The sequence below is a fragment of the Arcicella sp. GW821-FHT09D11 genome, assembly GCF_059416265.1.
On record NZ_JBWKOV010000002.1, the window covers coordinates 15,425 to 34,991 of the forward strand.

Annotated in this window: 15 protein-coding genes; 7 read left to right on the forward strand and 8 right to left on the reverse strand. The window is 34.1% G+C overall.

Annotation, left to right across the window (positions count from 1 at the left end; translation table 11 throughout):
- Window positions 1-276 precede the first annotated feature (276 nt).
- The 3 genes from AC07N0_RS05490 to AC07N0_RS05500 all read left to right on the forward strand — a co-directional run bounded on the left by AC07N0_RS05490 (window position 277) and on the right by AC07N0_RS05500 (window position 4,815).
- On the forward strand, window positions 277-2,082 hold the full coding sequence (locus AC07N0_RS05490; protein ID WP_494588418.1) for a tetratricopeptide repeat-containing sensor histidine kinase: 1,806 nt from the start codon (window positions 277-279) through the stop codon (window positions 2,080-2,082).
- 21 nt (window positions 2,083-2,103) lie between these two features.
- The gene (locus AC07N0_RS05495; RefSeq protein ID WP_494588419.1) at window positions 2,104-2,874 is read left to right on the forward strand and encodes a LytR/AlgR family response regulator transcription factor; all 771 of its coding nucleotides are present in this window, start codon (window positions 2,104-2,106) and stop codon (window positions 2,872-2,874) included.
- A 207-nt stretch (window positions 2,875-3,081) separates the two neighbouring features.
- Entirely contained in the window at window positions 3,082-4,815 is a 1,734-nt protein-coding gene (locus AC07N0_RS05500; protein ID WP_494588420.1) for a hypothetical protein, read from the forward strand.
- A gap of 287 nt (window positions 4,816-5,102) precedes the next feature.
- Here AC07N0_RS05500 and bla read toward each other — a convergent pair whose 3' ends face one another.
- From bla to AC07N0_RS05530, 6 genes are all read right to left on the reverse strand, one after another.
- On the reverse strand, window positions 5,103-6,005 hold the full coding sequence (gene bla, locus AC07N0_RS05505; protein WP_494588421.1) for a class A beta-lactamase, subclass A2: 903 nt from the start codon (window positions 6,003-6,005) through the stop codon (window positions 5,103-5,105).
- Window positions 6,006-6,118: 113 nt separating this feature from the next.
- Entirely contained in the window at window positions 6,119-6,967 is an 849-nt protein-coding gene (locus tag AC07N0_RS05510; RefSeq protein ID WP_494588422.1) for a carboxylesterase family protein, read from the reverse strand.
- Window positions 6,968-6,997: 30 nt separating this feature from the next.
- Window positions 6,998-7,612 carry an HD domain-containing protein gene (locus AC07N0_RS05515; RefSeq protein ID WP_492801371.1) on the reverse strand — a complete coding sequence of 205 codons (615 nt, stop codon included), beginning with the start codon at window positions 7,610-7,612 and terminating at the stop codon, window positions 6,998-7,000.
- Between the two features lie 84 nt (window positions 7,613-7,696).
- Window positions 7,697-8,095: an inner membrane protein YiaA gene (yiaA, locus tag AC07N0_RS05520; protein WP_309924142.1), complete on the reverse strand. Its 399-nt coding sequence runs from the start codon at window positions 8,093-8,095 to the stop codon at window positions 7,697-7,699.
- 187 nt (window positions 8,096-8,282) lie between these two features.
- Window positions 8,283-9,071, reverse strand: coding sequence for a type 1 glutamine amidotransferase domain-containing protein (locus tag AC07N0_RS05525; protein ID WP_494588423.1), 789 nt, complete (start codon window positions 9,069-9,071; stop codon window positions 8,283-8,285).
- Between the two features lie 95 nt (window positions 9,072-9,166).
- Window positions 9,167-9,730 (reverse strand): Crp/Fnr family transcriptional regulator, encoded by a 564-nt coding sequence (locus AC07N0_RS05530; RefSeq protein ID WP_494588424.1) that lies wholly within the window; start codon window positions 9,728-9,730, stop codon window positions 9,167-9,169.
- A 241-nt stretch (window positions 9,731-9,971) separates the two neighbouring features.
- Between AC07N0_RS05530 and AC07N0_RS05535 the strand changes: the two genes are divergently transcribed.
- Window positions 9,972-11,090: a DUF2891 domain-containing protein gene (locus tag AC07N0_RS05535; protein WP_494588425.1), complete on the forward strand. Its 1,119-nt coding sequence runs from the start codon at window positions 9,972-9,974 to the stop codon at window positions 11,088-11,090.
- Between the two features lie 305 nt (window positions 11,091-11,395).
- Here the strand turns inward: AC07N0_RS05535 and AC07N0_RS05540 are convergent, their stop codons facing one another.
- Together AC07N0_RS05540 and AC07N0_RS05545 are read right to left on the reverse strand one after the other, a co-directional pair.
- Window positions 11,396-13,393, reverse strand: coding sequence for a DUF262 domain-containing protein (locus AC07N0_RS05540; protein ID WP_494588426.1), 1,998 nt, complete (start codon window positions 13,391-13,393; stop codon window positions 11,396-11,398).
- A gap of 225 nt (window positions 13,394-13,618) precedes the next feature.
- Window positions 13,619-15,946, reverse strand: coding sequence for a TonB-dependent receptor (locus AC07N0_RS05545; RefSeq protein ID WP_494588427.1), 2,328 nt, complete (start codon window positions 15,944-15,946; stop codon window positions 13,619-13,621).
- Window positions 15,947-16,306: 360 nt separating this feature from the next.
- On the opposite strand from AC07N0_RS05545, the gene AC07N0_RS05550 reads away from it, so the two are divergent.
- The 3 genes from AC07N0_RS05550 (at window position 16,307) to AC07N0_RS05560 (ending at window position 19,424) form a co-directional block, all read left to right on the forward strand.
- Window positions 16,307-16,813, forward strand: a complete 507-nt coding sequence (locus AC07N0_RS05550; protein ID WP_494588428.1) for an RNA polymerase sigma factor — start codon at window positions 16,307-16,309, stop codon at window positions 16,811-16,813.
- A gap of 225 nt (window positions 16,814-17,038) precedes the next feature.
- Window positions 17,039-18,547, forward strand: a complete 1,509-nt coding sequence (gene crtID / locus AC07N0_RS05555; RefSeq protein ID WP_494589088.1) for a bifunctional phytoene desaturase/3,4-desaturase — start codon at window positions 17,039-17,041, stop codon at window positions 18,545-18,547.
- Window positions 18,548-18,581: 34 nt separating this feature from the next.
- A complete protein-coding gene (locus tag AC07N0_RS05560; RefSeq protein ID WP_494588429.1) occupies window positions 18,582-19,424 on the forward strand; it encodes a phytoene/squalene synthase family protein in 843 nt (280 codons plus the stop codon).
- The last annotated feature ends 143 nt before the right edge of the window (window positions 19,425-19,567 follow it).

The following is a 19,567-nucleotide window of genomic DNA, read 5'->3' on the forward strand; positions in this document are numbered from 1 at the left end:
ATCATCCTTGGATAATAGAAGATTATAATGAAATATTGAATGTTGAGAGAGTATCAACTAGTATTTTATGGAAGCATCATGAGGTAAGTAAATGATTTTTATTAGCATACATAAAACTCTCACTTACATCCTTAAATAGGTTGTTTAAATACTTTGATTTGTATTATTTCAATTATTGTCCATACATTAGTATCATAATTTTCACTATTAACTTGTTATGTGTGTAATCGAAATAAGGTCTGATATACTGTTTTGTTAGGTTGCCATTGCTTAATTATGCTTAAAAAGACGATTTACGGTGTTTTTATATTAATACTATGCCTTTGTGCCTCAGGTTATGGCCAAGGAGGGAATACAAAAGGCGATGAAGCAACTTACAAAGAAGGACTTAATAAGTTAGTCACACAATCGCGTAAGCTTAGTAATGATTCTTTGTTGCTGATTGTGAAGGATTTTAACAATTTTCATACTGTATACCAAGATGAAGCGTCGTTGGTGTATGCTTCTTTGTCTCAAGCCAATTATGAGCATTTAAAAGCTAATCATGTTGGCGCTATGCGCTATGCCATTGATGCTTTGAACAGGGCTCATAAATACAATGTAAAAGAACCTATGGCAGAAATATATATGCTGATAGGTAACTTACATAAAGAAAATACTAACTATCCTATGGCATTTGAGGCTGCTGCAAAAGCGCTACAAGTTGCCAAATTAAACAAAGATACATTGCGGATTATTAGTGCGATGGGGCTATCAGCCATGTTTAAAAGAGGATATGTCAGGCATTTTGGGCTTTCGATAGCTGCTGATAGTAGTATCTATACCCAGTTTGAGGCCTTGAAATTGGCAGAGTCAAGTCCTAAATATGAACGCGAACGAGTAAGCTTTTATCATAATATCGCCCAACATTATAAAGATATGGGGGATTATGATAAAGCAATTATGTATGCTGAAAAAGGCATAGCCTTGGCAACGGCGCTCAACAAAAAAAGATCATTAACGTATGGCTACTGCTGGCTAGGCGAAGCATATTATCGCAAAGGTAATCGTGCTCTTGGAACAAAGTACATAGAAAAAGCTATTAGCATTAGCATAGAAATTAAGCAACCATACCGCACAATGGAGCTTTATGAAACAATGGCTAACTGCTATAGATCATCTGGTGATTTAAAGAAGGCAATCCCTTTTATGGATAGATACTTGGAGGTTCATGATTCGCTAAATGTGCAGAATAATGAAAAGCTGATGGGAGAATTGCAGATTAAGTATGAGAGTAGTAAAAAAGATACAGAGTTAGCTTTAATGCACCAGGCATCGGAGCTAAAAAGCAAACAGATGCAATGGCTGATTGCGGGTATTATTGTTTTTATGCTACTCAGTTCTACGCTTGTATATTCTTATAATATTATTCGCAAGAAGAATACGACCTTAAATGATAAAAATATAAAAATCAATGAGCAAGCAGAAAAGCTACAAACTTTAATGCAAGAGCTACACCATAGGGTAAAAAACAACCTGCAAATTGTATCAAGCTTACTTACTTTACAATCAAATCGGATGGTAGATGATGATGCCAAACAAGCGCTTGATGTGAGTAGACAAAGAATTGAAGCCATGTCAATTATCCATAGTAGCCTTTATCAGCAAGATAATGCCAACATGGTTGATATGAAGGAGTTTGTAGCGGTATTGATAAGTAGTATATTAGAAAGCTTTGGTATAAATCGTGATAACATCGACATTACTGTAGACATCGGTATTGATGATATCAACGTGGACGTAGCTATGCCCCTTGGCTTAATAATGAATGAATGGATTACCAATATCTTTAAGCATGCCTTTAAAAATTGGGAGGGAAGACCCTCAATCGTTATTGCTATCAGTCAAACACCAATAGCTATCCAATTAAAAATTAAGGATAATGGAATTGGAATGCCTCAGTCGTCATGGGATAACCCTACGGGTTCTTTCGGAGTAAAGATGATAAAGATGTTGATTAAGCAAATAGCAGGTCTACCAAACATTTTAAATGAAAACGGTACAACATTTGAATTGGAGATTCCATTAATTGCAACCAAATGAATTACTAACACACCATAATTTATGCATACCAAAGTAAGTATTTTAATTGTAGAGGACGAGGGCATAGTAGCCCTTGAACTACAAGAGAGCCTTGAACAAGAAGGGTTTAAAGTTGTGGCAGTTGCAGATAACGGAAGAGAGGCTCTTGAAATACTTAAAGGAGAAGATGTAGATTTGATTTTATTGGATATTCATATCAAAGGAGATTGGGATGGTATCGAAACAGCAACACAGTTGAGTGCTTTTAAAAAGATTCCTTTTATCTATGTTACTGCTTATTCTGATAATAGCACATTTGAAAGAGCTAAGGCTACGATGCCCTCGGCTTACTTAATTAAGCCTTTTCGTATTCATGACTTGCGCAAAGCCATTGAATTAGCGATGTATCATTTTTCGCAATTACAACCTTCTGTAGTAGATGTACGAGAAAAAGCTGTTGTCAAAAAAGAACCAACAGAACAAGAAGGTATTTTGCATTTTAACAATGCCATATTTATTAAGCAGAATTATAAATACACCAAAGTGTCTTTTGAAGATATTCAGTATTTAAAGGCTGATGGCAACTATACCTATATTCAAAGCACTGAAAAACGGTATGTTATAAAAAACTCCTTACAAAATGTGATTGATATTTTTAATACTGAACGATTTGTGAGAATACACCGATCATACGCTATTAATGTAAATTATCTTACGGCATTTAATGAAAATATGGTTCACCTCGGAGACGAAGAAATTCCGATTGGTCGAAACTATAAAGATGTGTTTTTTCAATTGTTTAAACAGTTGTAATACTATGTTATTACCACTTTTAATAAGTACTGTACTTGCCTCTAAAAGATTTTGATAAAGCAAAAAATATAATAGGTTTTTGATACTACATGCTTTGGTAATCGTAGATGAAAATCTTTTTTAATATCAATAAAACCGATTTTAACACTCTAATAATCAATTATATATAGCGAATTTCCTGAGCTTTTGTAATTAGTTGTTGTACTTATGAAAATAACTTTTACTCTAATTAAATTTTTTTGGGAGAGATGCTATGGTTGTGTAATACTATTCATCGTTGTTTCAACCCTTATTCCAGCGTCTGCTCAGGATTTTTCGAATATTCGAGGGCAAAAGCCTGTGAGCCTTAATGGTACTTTCGAAAGCCGTGGGACTTTTTATGATGCGAGCGGTATCGCAAATCGCCGTCAGCCGTTTTCGTACCTGTTCAACGTGGCAGCTACGTTAAATATTTATGGATTAAGTATTCCTTTTTCGGGTACGTATAGCGAAGCCGACCGCTCTTTTAGGCAGCCCTTTAACCAATTTGGTATTAGCCCTACCTACAAATGGATTACCTTGCATGGTGGTTATCGCAATATTGACTATTCGCCATATACATTAGGCGGACACACTATATTGGGAGGAGGAGTAGAACTACACCCGGGCAAACTGCGCGTAGGATTTATGTATGGTAAGCTGAACCGTGCTACTACGATTGATACTACTACACAGGCTTTAGTGCCTTACTCATTCTCGCGAACAGCTTATGCAGGTAAAATAGGCTATGGTACAGACAATGCGTTTTTTGAATTCAGTTATTTACAAGCCAGAGATGATAGCACGACGGTCTCTCGTAAAGATGTAAAAGCAGACCAATATATAGCACCTGCCTCAAACAATGTATTGGGCTATAATACGCGCATTACCTTCTTCAAAAGATTAACGTTAGAAACAAGAGGAGCAGTAAGTGTTTATACCCGTGACCTTAATTCGCCTATTGCCATTGCCGAAGATAGCAAAGCGGTTCAAGACATAAGAAAATATATTGATGTAAATGGCACTACCGAATTTTATACTGCATTGGATGCTTCATTAAGTTACCGTGCTAAAAACTACAGGCTTAAGGTTGACTATAAACGCATTGACCCTGAATACAAAACGATGGGCTCGTATTTCTTCAATTCAGATGTTGAATCATGGACGTTTGGGCCTAGCCTAAATATCTTTAAAAACAGATTGAGAATAAGTGGTAGTTTAGGGTTTCAGCACGATAACTTATTGAATCAAAAACGGTCGACGAATAAACGAATTATCGGTTCTGGTAGTCTAAGTCTGGATATTTCTCAGGCATTCGCATTGGATATGAACTATAGTAACTTCTCGAACAATCAGATGCCCAATACACTGCGTTTATATCCAGATTCGTTGCGCATTGTGCAAACTACCCAAAATGCCACTGTTTCGCCACGTTATACGATTATTAAGCCTACTATTATTCAGACTATCAGCGTTTCGGCATCCCAAAATCAACTCAGTGATTTTAACCAGATAATTACTAGCGGAGAAGCGTCAAACAGAACGATTGATACAAAGCAATACATGGCTAACTATTCAATTAATTTCCCTAAAAAGAGCTTAGGTGCTTTTGTAAATATTAATAGGACCGAACTAACCAGTACGGTATTAAACAATACTTATCAAGGGGTTACCTTAGGCTTTTATGGTACATTCATAAAAAAATTACAGGTTAACGTGAATAACTCGTTGACACAAGGCATTACAGAACAAGGTAAAAGTTTACTCATCAGTGCAACAGGGCTTGTCAGCTATAATATAACCAAGCGACAACAATTGAGGACAGCACTTTTCTATACCTCTAACAAGCCAACACCAGGTTCTAGTCAGACAAGTTTTAATGAATTTAGAAACGAGCTCAGCTACATCGTTAACTTCCGTTAACAGAATAAATAGAGAATAAACATGAGTCATCCCAAATTGTAAAATCTTAAAAAAGCGGTCTAAAAATTAATTTAGACCGCTTTTTTATGGTTGATGTTTCTCGAATTCCTACTGTTTGAGCGGAGCGAGTTTAGGAATTCTTGATTTTCTTTTGTTACTTTTCTTTCATCAAGGAAAGAAAAGTAAGGACTGGACAATAATAAGTAAAGACCCTCTCAAATTTTCCCCAAATGAGTTATTTGAGGGAAAATTTGGGATGACTCATGTTTATTGTTTAGCCCTAACAACTATTTTTTGCTCTTATTGATGTAATAATACCAGACTAACTTCGATATATCGGCAATGATTTTTTCATTGGTTTGCTCATTCTCCTTCGAGTTTGCTACATAAAAACAAATAGCAAAATGTTTACCGTTGGGTAAAGTTACAATGCCTATATCGTTGATTGCGGAGGTTATTCCTGCTTGATTAGTGCCAGATGTTCCTGTTTTATGAGCCACTATTGTTCCTGAGGGTAACTGAGCTTTGATTCTATTTTTACCTGTTGACGTTTCAACCATGATTTTCCATAGAAAATGATGACTTTTTTGAGATAGAATTTTTCTTTCATAAAACTTTTTAAGCAATGCGATGGTCGCTTGTGGAGTCGTCCAGTTCAAAAATTGTACATCCCAATCTTTATGCATGGCTTCTTCGTTTGCCACAATTGCTACGTCTTTTATGCCAATACTGTGGAGGTATCGATTAGCGACCTTTTCTCCCCCAATAAGTCGGAGTAATATATCACACCCATTATTATCACTCTGTGAGACAGTATAACCAAGAATTTTATCTAAAGAAACATTTACATTACCATTTGGATAATCATCTCTCAACGGACTCCAAGTGTCGGGTAATAAATCACTTTTTTTGATAAAAATATTTTGTGTTAAAGAAAAGCGTCCTTTATCAACTTCGTTCAAAACTGCCAAAGCAATATGAAATTTAAAGACACTTTGCATCGGGAAATGCGTGGTATTATGAATGCTTAACGTATCCTTGTCTTCAAGTCCATAAACGGCTAGCCCTACAGTAGCTTTTTTTGTTTGGAGGATTTGCTCAATGTTGACTTTTAAAGCATCTGTCTGAGCAAAAACGGTATCCGTAAAAGAAGAACATAAGAATAAAGTAATGAGGAATATTTTGTTCATGATGATATTAAAATAAGGAGCTAAAAAAGTGTTTGATTGTTGTATAAGTCTAAAAATGTAATGATTAGTTGAAGTTACGACACCGTTAGAACTTCTACAATATCAGAAAATTTTTATTTTTTCCGTTGTTTAAACAACCACTCTGGTATTGTTTCTCCTAAGATTTGTCTTAGAAAAATATTGTCGTGTGTAGTTTGTTTAAGTCTCCAAAATCTAGTTTTATGATTAGTGTTAATCTCCTTATAAAAGATGTCGTCGCTATCGATAGGATTTTCCGTATCATCAATACCGTGAATTAACCAAATAGGGATTGTTGATAATTCCTTATTTTTATCAAACTGTGGGATTCCTGCAATACTGACGCCAGCAGCAAATAGTGTTGGTCTGGCAGACAGTGCGTTAATGACAGTTGACCCTCCCATAGAAAACCCTACTACGTATATTCTAGTGGTATCAATATTAAGACTTTGTTTTAGAGAGTCTATCAATTGTAAGGCAGTATGTAAGTTGTTCCGAGGCGTTGATGTAAGGATATTTCTATGCTTATCTAACGCGTAATCTGATGAACGGGTTGAGAATTGGGGTGCTAAAACATAAGCTGGATATTTCTTTTGAATTTCGGGAAGTAACCAAAGTTTAGCTAATACTCCGAGCTGAGCTTTATTGTCATCCCCTATGGGACGCCCTGCACTATGAAATACAATAACTAAGGGTAACTTGTCAGTAGATTTAGGGTTAAATAGACGATACTTTATGATAATATTTTCTTTGCCAACAAATGTACTTGTATCAAAGAGGTCGTTTTCTAAGCTTCTAATGTTAGCAATTTCTTGTTTTGCTTTAGTGGTATCGGTACTAATATCAATAGTACTGACTCCAAATGAAGATTTAGTTGTTGAACAAGAAACTGCGAATAAAGAAAGGAAAATCAATAAAATAATATAGGTTTTGGTCGATGTCATAAATAATAAGAGGATAGGTCGTTTGCAAAATTAAAGTAACGCTAATTCATTCATGAGGTTTTGTTTCGCTTGTTTTTCAAATTCGTTGAAGAAATAATCAGTTTTATAGATGCTGTCCATTGCTAAAAAATGCTTTAATACCTTTTTCCGTCCAGCATTGTAAATTAAATTGGGATAATAAGAATATTCTTTTCTTACATTTTTACAATATTCAAAATAGATTTCCCAGTCTTGCCCAAGTACAGAAAGGTCAGCATCTGTAAAATAATTAGTATCAGTTTGTTGATTAATCAAATGGCTTTTTGTTGCTAAAATCTGCTGTTTACAAACCTCAATCATCTGAGATGGAATAGCAAGTTGTTGCATTCTATTAACAGCTAATTCAGCACTTTTTTCTTCATTATCTGATTTTAAAGCATTGTAAATAATATCATGATAGTAAAGCGAGAATAGCACAGTATCCCAATCTTGAATACTTGTTTTTACTTTATTGAGTTGTATTAATAAGTTATCAAGATGCTGTAATGTATGATAATATCTTTTTTTGCTTGAATAGTGCTTCTCAATTTCCAACCATAGTTCATTAATAAGCTCATGGTTGCTTGAATATTTTGTCAGTAAAATGATGAATGTTTCTTGAAGCATAGAATGAGAGGATTATAAAACAATAATAACACTGTGTCTCAACAGTGTTATTAGTATTGAATCTATTAGATTTTTAACCTTGTATTAGTCTTTCTTTTCTGCATTCAAAGAATCTCTAGTATTTTTTTGAACAGCAATAGCTCCAAAAATAGATAGTAGGAAGGCAAATGCATAAAAGCCTTTTTCGCTTGGTAGTAAAGTGGCATTCCAAAGTCCAACGACTAAGAGGAGGATTGATAAAATAGTAGAGAACCAGCTAAGCCCATAGTAAATATCTGTAACGGGAACACCTTCAAGTCGGTCACGAACACTTTTTTGAACAGAGATAACAGAGAAAAGTCCGTACATTAATACGGTGAAATAATATCCTATTTCATTAAGTAACATCTCAGATCTCCAAAGTCCTATAAGAAAGCCTACCATTCCTGTGCCTAAGGCAACCCATGATGCTCCGATAAAAGCGGCTGATGGTTTTTGATACATTTATTTTGTGGTTTTATTAGTTTGGAAAATCTATTTACTATTTACAAACATAAAATAAAATCAGTGAAAATCTATGTCAATGATGATAGAAATTATCAGAGAGTGAAGCAAGGGCAAAACTTAATGAAGATATACTTGAATAAACGCCCATTAAGGTTAATAAAAGCCTTAATGGGTAGTCCTTCAATTATTTTAATTGCTGTAATTCCTTTAAAGTAGCTATACCTACAGCGTGTGCCGACTGTGGATTTTGTCCAGTTATCACGCGTTGGTCAACTATTACGTGTGATTGCCAAAGTCCTGATTTTTCAAATTTTGCTCCCCGTTCTATAAGTTTGTTTTCTAAACTAAACGGCACTACCTTTTCAAGACCCACAGCAATTTCCTCCTCATTGGTAAAAGCATTAATCTTTTTGCCATCTACTAGATACTTGCCATTACTCAATTTGATGTTTACTAATCCCGCAGAACCATGACAAACAGCACTTATTAAACCATTGTTTTCATAGATTTTAGTAGCAATGGTTGCTAACGCTATATTATCAGCAAAATCCCACATCGTTCCATGTCCACCTGCATACAGAATACCAATATATTCGTCAGGTTTAACCTCCGAAGGCTTCATCGTATGTTCAATTTTGTGACGGTATTTTGTGTCTTCCCAAAACTTTTTGTTGATAGAATCTGCTAAATCGAAACCATCAACAGGAGCTTTTCCTCCTTTGGGACTCACAAAATCAATCTCATATCCTGCATTATGTAATACCTCCCAAGGGTGCGTAACTTCTCCAAGATAATAGCCTGTTGGTTGTCCCGTGTTGCCTTTTTTGTCGTGGCTAGTTACCACGAATAAAATTTTCTTATTCATCTTTTTAGATTTTAATATTTGTGCGTTTGTGTTGTTAATACCCAATATTAGGGTGCATCCTGCTATCAGCATTATGCTTGTTAAAATACCTTTTAATGTGCTGTTCATTGTTGACTGTTTAAATATTACAGTGCAAAATTCAGCACATTAGGGCGTTTAACACAGGAAGTATATCACAAGTTTGGTGTGATGTATATCACATATTATGAAGAAAGACGGCTCAATGTTTCTCTGGAAACACCTAAATAAGAAGCAATTACAGTTTTGGGAACTCTCTGAAAAAGGGTAGGATATTGTTTGAGCAATTGGTCATATCGCTCTTTTGTACTATTATTTAAAAGAGATAATATTCTTCGTTGTAAAGCAACATATCCCATATTAGATTTCTTTCTAAAAAAATGTTCGATTTTATGAAGTTCAGCACAAATCTTTTCACGGTTGTCAAGCGATAAACAAAGAACCTCTACAGGCTCAATACAATCTATATTAAGGATTGCTTTTGACTGATTGAAATACGCTTGATAATCAGTTACCCACCAGTCTTCCATAGCAAACTGTAAGATATGTTCTTTGCCTTCAGGGGAAATATAATAAGCCTTTAACAACCCTTTGATTACAAAATAGTCGTTAAACACAAACTCGTTTTCTTGAACCAAAAACTGATGTTTTTTTAGTTTTTTTGTGGTAAAGTGCGACAAGATATAATCAAACTCTTGGTCTGTTAAGGGGGTGATTTTCTCAAAATGTCGTCTTAATGCTTGGCTCATTTGCGCTTTTTAATATCGGTTTAGTTTGTTTTTTAAACAATGTGGAGAACGGTACTAGGTCAAATAGTTTTGTAAAAATGAAGGACTATCTCTTTATTTTAAAACACCATATAGACTTCTTTGTTGACTTTATGATTAAAATTTTTGCAAAATAGAAATAGTATCGATACCTTTCTAATAACACTTTATCAATGTTTATTCAAAAATAGTATAAACCAATCAACAATTAAAAAACTTATCCATGATTATCAAAAATGTATTACTCACTGCATTGTTAGCTTGCGGATTATCAGTTTATGGGCAACAAAATCAATATTTAACGGTATCAAAAGACGGGAGTAAAGTAGGGCTAAGTGCGGAGGGAGCTTCATTCTTAGCAAATCTGCCCCTGCATTGTATTCAAACAGAATATCCCAACAAACCCAATCATACGATAGAAACCGCACAAGAAGTGACACTTAGTCCTAAACAATTGCATCCAGCTTTTTACGGTTGTTTAGATTGGCATTCTTCCGTTCATGGGCATTGGATGTTGGTAAAGATACTCAAGACTTACCCCAATTTACCCGAAACTCAGCAAATCATTGCGGTGTTAGAAAACAGCTTTTTAGTAGAAAATCTACAAAAAGAAGCAGATTACTTTAGCCAATATAAGCTTGCAAAAGGCTTTGAACGCACCTACGGCTGGGCTTGGTTGCTCAAATTAGACGAGGAATTATTGACTTGGGATAATCCAATGGCTAAACGTTGGCATAAAAGCTTACAACCTTTGACACAAGTAATTGTACAAAAATGGACAGAATACTTACCTAAGCAAACGTATCCTAACCGAACAGGCGTACACCCTAATACGGCCTTTGGGATGGTGTTTGCGTTAGATTGGGCTCGTACTACTAAAAATACTTCTTTTGAACAATTATTAGTACAACGAAGCAAAGACTATTATCTCACTAATAAAGCCGTTGCTGCTACCCTTGAGCCAGATGGAACAGACTTTCTATCGCCCAGTCTTGAAATTGCAGATTTGATGAGAAGAGTATTAACACCACAAGCATTTCAAAAATGGTTCAATCAATTTTACACAACAGAAGGGCTTAAAAACGTACTACAATTACCCATTGTAAGCGACCGTTCTGATTATCAAATTGTACATTTAGATGGATTAGCATTAAGCAAAGCTTGGTGTTTATTAGGCATCGCCAAGCAATTACCCACTACAGACTTACGCAAGAAACAATTTCAAGAAAAGGCCACGACATTTTTACAAAAAACCTTGCCCAATATTGCAAATGGAAATTATGGAGGCGACCATTGGTTAGGGTCTTTTGCTATGTATGCTTTGAGTTTGGAGGTAGAGTAGTCTGCCATACTTGCTCAAATTTTAAACTGAGTAGCTTTTACCCGATAACCTACTGAAATTATAGTAGCTAAGTTATAAAATTTAGTTTTATGAGGTATTGTTCTTGTACCTTCAAATTGGACTTATAAAATTTCTTTATAAGTCCAATTTGAAGGTAATTCAACATCTTTAAGACTAGTTCAAGTCTGTTGTTTGTATTAGTTTTTACTTCAGCTTGAAATTGGAATATTTTAGTTACAATAAGGCTTCGCTAAATACTTGCACTAGTTGGTCAGGCATTCCTAATTAGTTGTACTAATTGAAGATTAACTTGAAATCTTTCTTATAGAACTTTTATTTGATGTGGTTGTTTTTATAAATGTTAAGTTCAATATTTCTTTTCTTTTTTCATCTGATATGAAATTTAAAGCCCAACGTTGCTCCATAAACTTTAACAACTTTAGTCCTCTCTCTAATATGCTAATTGGTGTCCATTCCGATAGTCCTGAAATTTCATTTTCACTATATGAACCATATTTATAACCGACATAGTTATCCCCATTGTCAATTTTATCTACAAAACATTTATTTTGTAAGCTTGAATTTTTAGGTTTAGATAAAGGTAATAAATTACCTAATGAATTGTTGAGGATTTTACGTTCTTTTAGAGTATAAACATTAAAATCTTTTTTCCAACATTCAGTTTTAGGTGTTTGTGGATAAATATGTTCGATTGTTATAAAATCATCTTTTTCGTTTCTATATTCATACCAGTCAATTTTATTTTTTTGTGCTTTTGAAACTTCTTTAATTTTTAGCTCATATTCATAAAGAAAATACCTGATACCACTCCAACTGTAAAATCCATAACTTTTAAAATTATCAATTAAACGGTCAATAAAATCAGCGTTTTCTTCAATTTCTTTTATTTGTAAATCTAGATTTTTAATTAAATCATTTAATGAGATATCGCCTTTTTGCACTTTAATAGCTATCATAGAAAAGTCTATCGTATGAGCGGAATATCTGTATAAAACGAGCAAATATAAAAACCCTAATTTTTCAAGCTTTTCTAAAAGTTTTATTTTTATATCTTCATTTGGTTTTTTCAAATATATTGCAAGAATTAGAGATGAAAAGTTACTTTTAACAGAGATAAATGGGGTAATTCTATTTATTCTATCTAAAAGTAATTTTTCATTATCAGAATAATTAGTCGACAAAGTTGGATTGAAAAAATAAAACCAGTGTATTACTGAATTTTGTAAACTTTCTACATACTCTTTTACCGAGTTAATTGTAAGTTTTTTATCAATTATCACATTTTTTAATGTGAATTTATTTTCTAATAAAAAATTGTCTAAATTTTCTCTTAAAAAGTAGCTTGGTCTTCTTAATCTATTTGCTTCAATTTCTTCATTTGGAAAAATTTCATGACCAAAATATATTATACAATGATTATTTAAAAATAAGTCATCATTTAAAGGTTTCTCTTTGTTTAGACCCAAATAGTGATAAATGCCTCTCCATCCATCATTAATTATTTTTCTTAGTTTATTTTTTTCTATATCCTCTTTGTTAAATTTAGTAGATAAATAAATAAGCCTATTTTTTAAAAGCTCTAAATTTGATAAAGGCTTTCCTCTGTTATTCATTGTTTCAAAAGCAATAAAAACGTCTATGTCACTTGTTATTGCATAGATATTAAATAGCAAATTTTGAGTTACTTTTTTAAATATAGTTTCCCGTTCTTTTTTTGTAAGATCTTTTAATTTAGTTATAAAAAAATCTTTAGCATACTCTAAATTATGAGTATAAATAGTGATTTCGTTATTATAGCCACTAGTAGAATCTTCTTTGAAGATTTTTGTTTTTAAAAATTCATAAGAAGGGTTATCTTTTTCATAACCAAAAATATATGATCTTGAAATACCATTGTCTTTTGATTCAAAAATGAAACGTTTTTTAATTTCAGCAACTGTTGTATAATTTAGGACTTCGTTTTCTGAAATTACTTCTGTTAATGATTGGATCAATATTATTGTAGTTGTTAATCGTTGTTGTCCATCAACAACATAATATGGTTCAAAATTTTTAGCGTTGATTATCCAGTTATCATCAGACCAAGCCTGAAAGGTTTTTTCAGGAACACCTTCTAATGTTAATACACCTACATAATGATTTTTCCCTTCTTCCAAAAGAAAAATGTCAGACCAAAAATCTTTAAGTTGTTTATCTGTCCAAGCATACCCTCTTTGATAATCAGGAATACGAAATATTTTTTCTGTAAATATTTTTGAAATAGATTGAAGTTGACTGTCCATTTATTATCTATAGTTAATATTTAAAATGTGTGTAAAATGACTATTACTACTCTTGCTTATTCATAAATATAAGTAAGTTTTACTATTTGTTGTATTGTAATATTCTAAAAAATTATAATGACAAATCGCATAATCAACAATATTCCATAACATATATAATTAATCTTACTATAGGCATAAGTTATTACATTGTTAGGATAGCTTATATAGGGCTAGGATAGTTGTTTAAAGCCTATACTTCACCCTAACTGAAATATTCCTCCCCATATCATCCGTAAAGTACCTAAAACGATTGAGGTATTCTCGGTAGGATAGGTTAAAGGCATTGCTTACACTTATCCCAATACTTACTTTTTTGATAGCAAAGCCTGCATCTGCTTTCCAAAGGCTATAACTAGGTGGTGGAGGTAAGAAATCGCTATTTTCCTCTACTCTGGTTTGTTTGGCTATTAATGAATTACTGATGCTAATGAAGGCACTATGCTTTTTGAAGTCGTATTTTAAAGTACTTTCCAGACGGTCGGACGGAATGTTTACCATGTATTGATTATTTAAAATATCCTTGGCTCTTACCATCGAATATTTCTCGGTAATTGATACTTTATTGGTAATCAAATAATTGGCAGAGAGGTCAATTCCTGCAAAACGAGCGTTTACTTGGGTATAGTCAAAGGCAGGGAAAGCACCTCGTACAGTAAGCACAGTTTGCAATACGCCATTTTCAGAACGAGGTTTTAGATAAATAAAATCATCAATAAAATTCAAGTAAGGGCTAAATTCCAGACTAAATTTTTCACTAGTATAATTGGCAGAGAAGCTTAAATTATGAGCCACTTCGGGCTGGAGGTTGATATTCCCTTTCTCATAAGCCGCCGCTCCGTGGTGAATGCCATCAGAAAATAATTCATTCATATTGGGCGCTCGCCAAGCAAGAGCTACATTGAATTTAAAATCCCATTCACTATTCAGCGTATAAGTAGCACCAGCAGTAGCCGAGAAATTATTAAAGCTAAATGAATTGTTATAAGCTTGATTATTGAAGGTAAGTCCATAAGCCTCCGCATTTCTAAGGTCATAGCGGAGGCCTGTTTCAAATTCCCAACGATTTTTCAAATAACGTTCTATCAAAAATATTCCAATCGTACTTACTTGATAATTAGGAATGAGTACGGTATTCACCAAGGGCTTTTTCAATTCATAAGAGGAAGAAAGATTTTCCTGATACATCCCGCTGATACCCACAGAACCTGCAATTTTATTGAAAAGCGGCTTATGGTCGAGCAACAACTCACCTGTATACGTTGTTAGCTTAAAATTTAAAGTATTAAGATTTCTGTTTCCTCTCGGAACGTCATACTCTAAACGCCAATCATATTGACGAGCCAGTGTAAGTGTCCATTTCCCCAAATTTTCAGCAATAGCAAAGCTCTTTAGCTTTAATAAATGATGGGCTAAGTCTTGGTTGGGGCGGTTGATGTTATAACTTGGCGAAGTCGGCGTATATGCTTCGTTAGGTTGGGGGTTATTGATAGCGTTCTGTAAGTCTGTTGTGTTACCAATGTGCGAACCTGCAAAAATGCCTAATTGAGTATCGAAATAACTAAAAAATAGCTCGCTACCATAATGTATTTTGTTGTAGCCAAGCGCTACAGAAAAATTCCTTTCTTGTACTCCTGTATTCGCCATGTAATAATTGGACGTTTTCAAATCACCTCCGCGTTTATAAGTGCCTTGCACACGCCATGAAAAACCTTTTAGTTGAGCCAAACCGCCTTCTGCAATACCCGAGAATACACCCATTCTTCCATTTGAAAAACCAGCCGTATTGATTTCACCATGAATATTAACAGAATCGGGTAGGGGGGCGGGTTCTACCATGATAACGCCTGCAATAGCATCCGAGCCGTAGCGTACGCCAGCCGCTCCTTTGATAACGGTTAGTTTTTTGGCGACAAAGGGGTCAATCTCGGGGGCGTGTTCACTGCCCCATTGTTGTCCTTCCTGACGGATACCATTATTTAAAATCAACACCCTGTTTGAATGCATTCCATGAATGATGGGTTTGGAAATAGAGCTTCCCGTTTGCAGGGTAGTTACACCAGTAATGCCCTTTAGGGATTCACCCAGACTTTGCCCACGGGTTTGATCTAGGGCTTGTCCTTCTAAGATGCCTTTTGATTGTGTAACATCCTGTACTTTTTTGCCACTGACTACTACTTCCTGCAAATGTTCATCTTTATCTTCTAAAGAAAAATCTTCATGGTGTTCTGTAGTGAGGTTGACTGGGACTTCCACTTTCTGGAAACCTACTGCTTGACAGATTAACACATAATTCCCTTGGCATAGATTTTTAAAGGAATATATACCCTTAGCATCTGTAAAAGTGGAGATGTTAGTGCCTTTAATATAAATAACAGCACCAGGCACTACTTGGTGAATATCTTTTTCGTGGACTACGCCTTGAAGTGTGCAAAAACAATTTTGAGATTGTGCTGTTGCGGAAATCCCTTTTAAGATAAATACCGTAAGTATAAAATAATATATGCTTTTCATGAACGATGATGAAGATTGAGCATGCAATTTACTGATATTTTGGCAATCGATTTCTAATATTTGCAACAATATTGCATTAAAATTTATTCTAGTTTATCATTTAACAAAAAGATATACATCACATACAATTATTTAATATGTCCATAGAATTATTTTTGTTTAATTTAATTTGAAATTTATTAAACAAAAATAATTCTATGGAAGCGTCATTTTCTTGCTGTTTAATAATGTTTTATAGGTTAAATTAATTTAATTAAACTGATAATTATCATGTTATCATAAAATTAATTTAGAAAATATTTGCTTTTTTGTTTATATAATATATATATTTGTTAAACAAAACATCAACAACTTAAACCTATGACAACATTAGAATTTACATATCATATCGGAAAAGTATCAAAGTCATTAAAGCCCTTCGCTATGAAACTCACAAGAGACTATGAAGAAGCCAATGATTTACTACAAGATACTTTATTAAAAGCCTTTACTAATCGCGATAAATACACAGAGGGTACTAACCTAAAGGCATGGTTGTACACTATTATGAAAAATACGTTCATCACTAATTATCAAAGAATGATTAGGAAGAATACTTTCATAGATACCTCGGATAACCTACATTATATCAATTCACTTGAAAGTAGCACAGATAATTTAGCTAATAGTGCTTTTGCCATGAATGATATCAATCGTGCTATATCAACCTTAGAAGATTCTTATAAAACCCCTTTTATCATGTATTTCAGAGGGTTTAAATATCATGAAATTGCAGAGAAACTAGATATTCCAATCGGAACAGTTAAAAATAGAATCCATATCGCTCGTAAAGAGTTAAAAGATAGATTACACATGTACTCGTATTAGTTGATTGTTTGAGTTACGCTTCATCATTACCAAGAACTCTCATCAACTAAATCACTATTGTGGTTACTGCAAGTCAGAAACACCACAATGTATTAGTTTTTGGTTAACAGAAGAATTCCACAAAAGGTCGGGCAATAGTTCGACTTTTTTGTTATAATGATTGTCTTAAAAATCCATTAATTAAAAATCAATCAAACAAAACAAGTTTATCTTTGTTAGAAGCTAATAAGGAAATGCATAAATCTCCTTCGGGAATATTGTTCAATGAAAGTAATAGTAATAGGGTCAGGCTTTTCGGGATTATCAGTTGCAACAAGTTTAGCAGATAAAGGATACGAGGTTACTATTTTAGAGAAAAATAGTATGGCGGGGGGAAGGGCAAGAGTTTTTAAAGCAGAAGGCTTTACTTTTGATATGGGTCCAAGTTGGTATTGGATGCCTGATGTTTTCGAGAACTACTTTGCTAAGTTTAATAAAAAACCATCCGACTATTACGATTTAGTTCGCCTAGATCCTTCTTATGCGGTGATTTTCGCAGGGAATGAGGCGGTAGAGTTGCCAGCAAGCCTTGATGCATTAGGTAATTTGTTTGAAGGGATGGAAGTGGGAAGTAAAGCAAAATTTCAAGAATTTTTGCGTCAGGCTGAATACAAATATGATGTAGGAATGAATCAATTTGTCTGGAAGCCTTCTGTGAGTATAATAGAATTCTTGAGCCTCAAATTATTATATGATGTAGTTCGCTTAGATGTATTTCAATCTTTCGCCACACACATTCGCAAGTTTTTTAAAGACGAGAGAATCTTAAAATTAATGGAATTCCCTATTTTGTTTTTAGGGGCTACGCCCGAAAACACTCCAGCGATGTATAGCCTGATGAACTATGCTGAAATGAAATTGGGAACTTGGTATCCGATGGGGGGTATGTTCAAAATCGTAGAAGGAATGGTTGCCTTGGCAAAGGAGAAGGGAGTAGCGCTACGTTTAAATCATGAGGTTCAGAAAATAGAGGTAATAAAAGGTGCTGTAAAAAAAGTAATTACTAATCAAGGAGAATTTATAGCTGATATAGTGGTGGCTAGTGCCGACTACCATCATGTGGAGGATAAATTGCTGGAAGACGAATTCCGAAATTATGATGAAGATTATTGGAACTCCAGAGTAATGTCTCCTTCATCGCTTTTATTTTATGTAGGGGTTAATAAAAAGATTCCTAAATTATTACATCACAATTTATTTTTTGACGAGGATTTCAAGGTGCATGCCCATGAGATTTATACAGCACCACAGTGGCCATCAAAACCATTGTTTTATGTCTCTGCTCCGTCAAAAACAGATGTCAGTGTTGCTCCCCAAGGCTGTGAAAATTTATTTTTGTTGATACCTGTAGCACCTGATTTAATAGATACGGATGAAACCCGCGAGCAATACTATCATATTATCATGGAACGACTAGAGAAATACTGCGGTGTTACTATTCGCGATTCAGTGGTTTTCAAAAGAAGTTATGCCCATAACGACTTCAAAACCGACTATCATGCTTTTAAAGGGAATGCTTACGGTTTGGCAAATACGTTGATGCAAACAGCCCTTTTAAAGCCATCTTTGAAGAGCAAAAAAGTTAACAATTTATTTTATACAGGACAGTTAACCGTCCCGGGGCCTGGTGTACCACCATCATTAATTTCGGGCATAGTAGCGGCTGAAGAAGTAAGTAAGGCATTTAAAGTTTAGTACAAACTCAGCAAATAAAATCAACTACCAGTTAATGAACCACATGGATTTATATACAAAGACAACCCTCGGATGTAGTAAGCTCATTACTGAACATTATAGCACGTCTTTTACTTTAGGCATAAAAACTTTAGATAAACGTTTTCATTTACCCATTTATGCAATTTATGGTTTTGTCCGTTATGCTGATGAAATCGTAGATACTTTTGATGGCTTTGATAAAAAAACATTATTGAGTCGTTTTAAAGCCGAAACGTATATATGTATTAAAGAAGGGATTAGCCTGAATCCTGTGTTGCATTCTTTTCAGTTGATTGTGAACCAGTATAAAATTGACCACGAGTTGATTGAAGCATTTTTACATTCGATGGAAATGGATTTATATTTTGCCGACTATAATCAGGAGGGATATAAGGAATATATTTATGGTTCGGCCGAAGTAGTGGGGCTGATGTGTTTAAGGGTTTTTTGTGAAGGAGATACCGCCATGTATGAGGTATTGAAAAACGATGCAAGAAGATTAGGCTCTGCTTTTCAGAAAGTTAATTTTTTAAGAGACATTAAGTCAGATTTTCAAGAAAGAGGACGAACGTATTTTCCGAACGTAGATTTCAGAAATTTTACTTTGGAAGATAAAAAAGTGATTGAAGATGATATCCAAGCAGATTTTGATGCTGCTTTGCGAGGAATCCTTGCATTGCCCAAAGGGGCAAAATCAGGGGTATATCTGGCGTATAGGTATTATTTAAGGCTTTTTGATAAAATAAAACTTTGCCCTGCTTCCAAAATACAAAATGAGAGAATCAGGGTACCCGATTTTCAAAAAATTGCTTTATTAGCAAGTACTTATTTTCAAATAAGGCTCAATTCGCTTTAATTTTTTCGGTATTAATATCAAAACCACTAGATACATCATGAGTCTAGTGGTTTTGTTGTATTATCCCTTTTTTGCTCAGAAATATCATAATATTTGTAATTTTGAGTTATTAAATTACCTCTAATATATCTCTAAATTGTCTT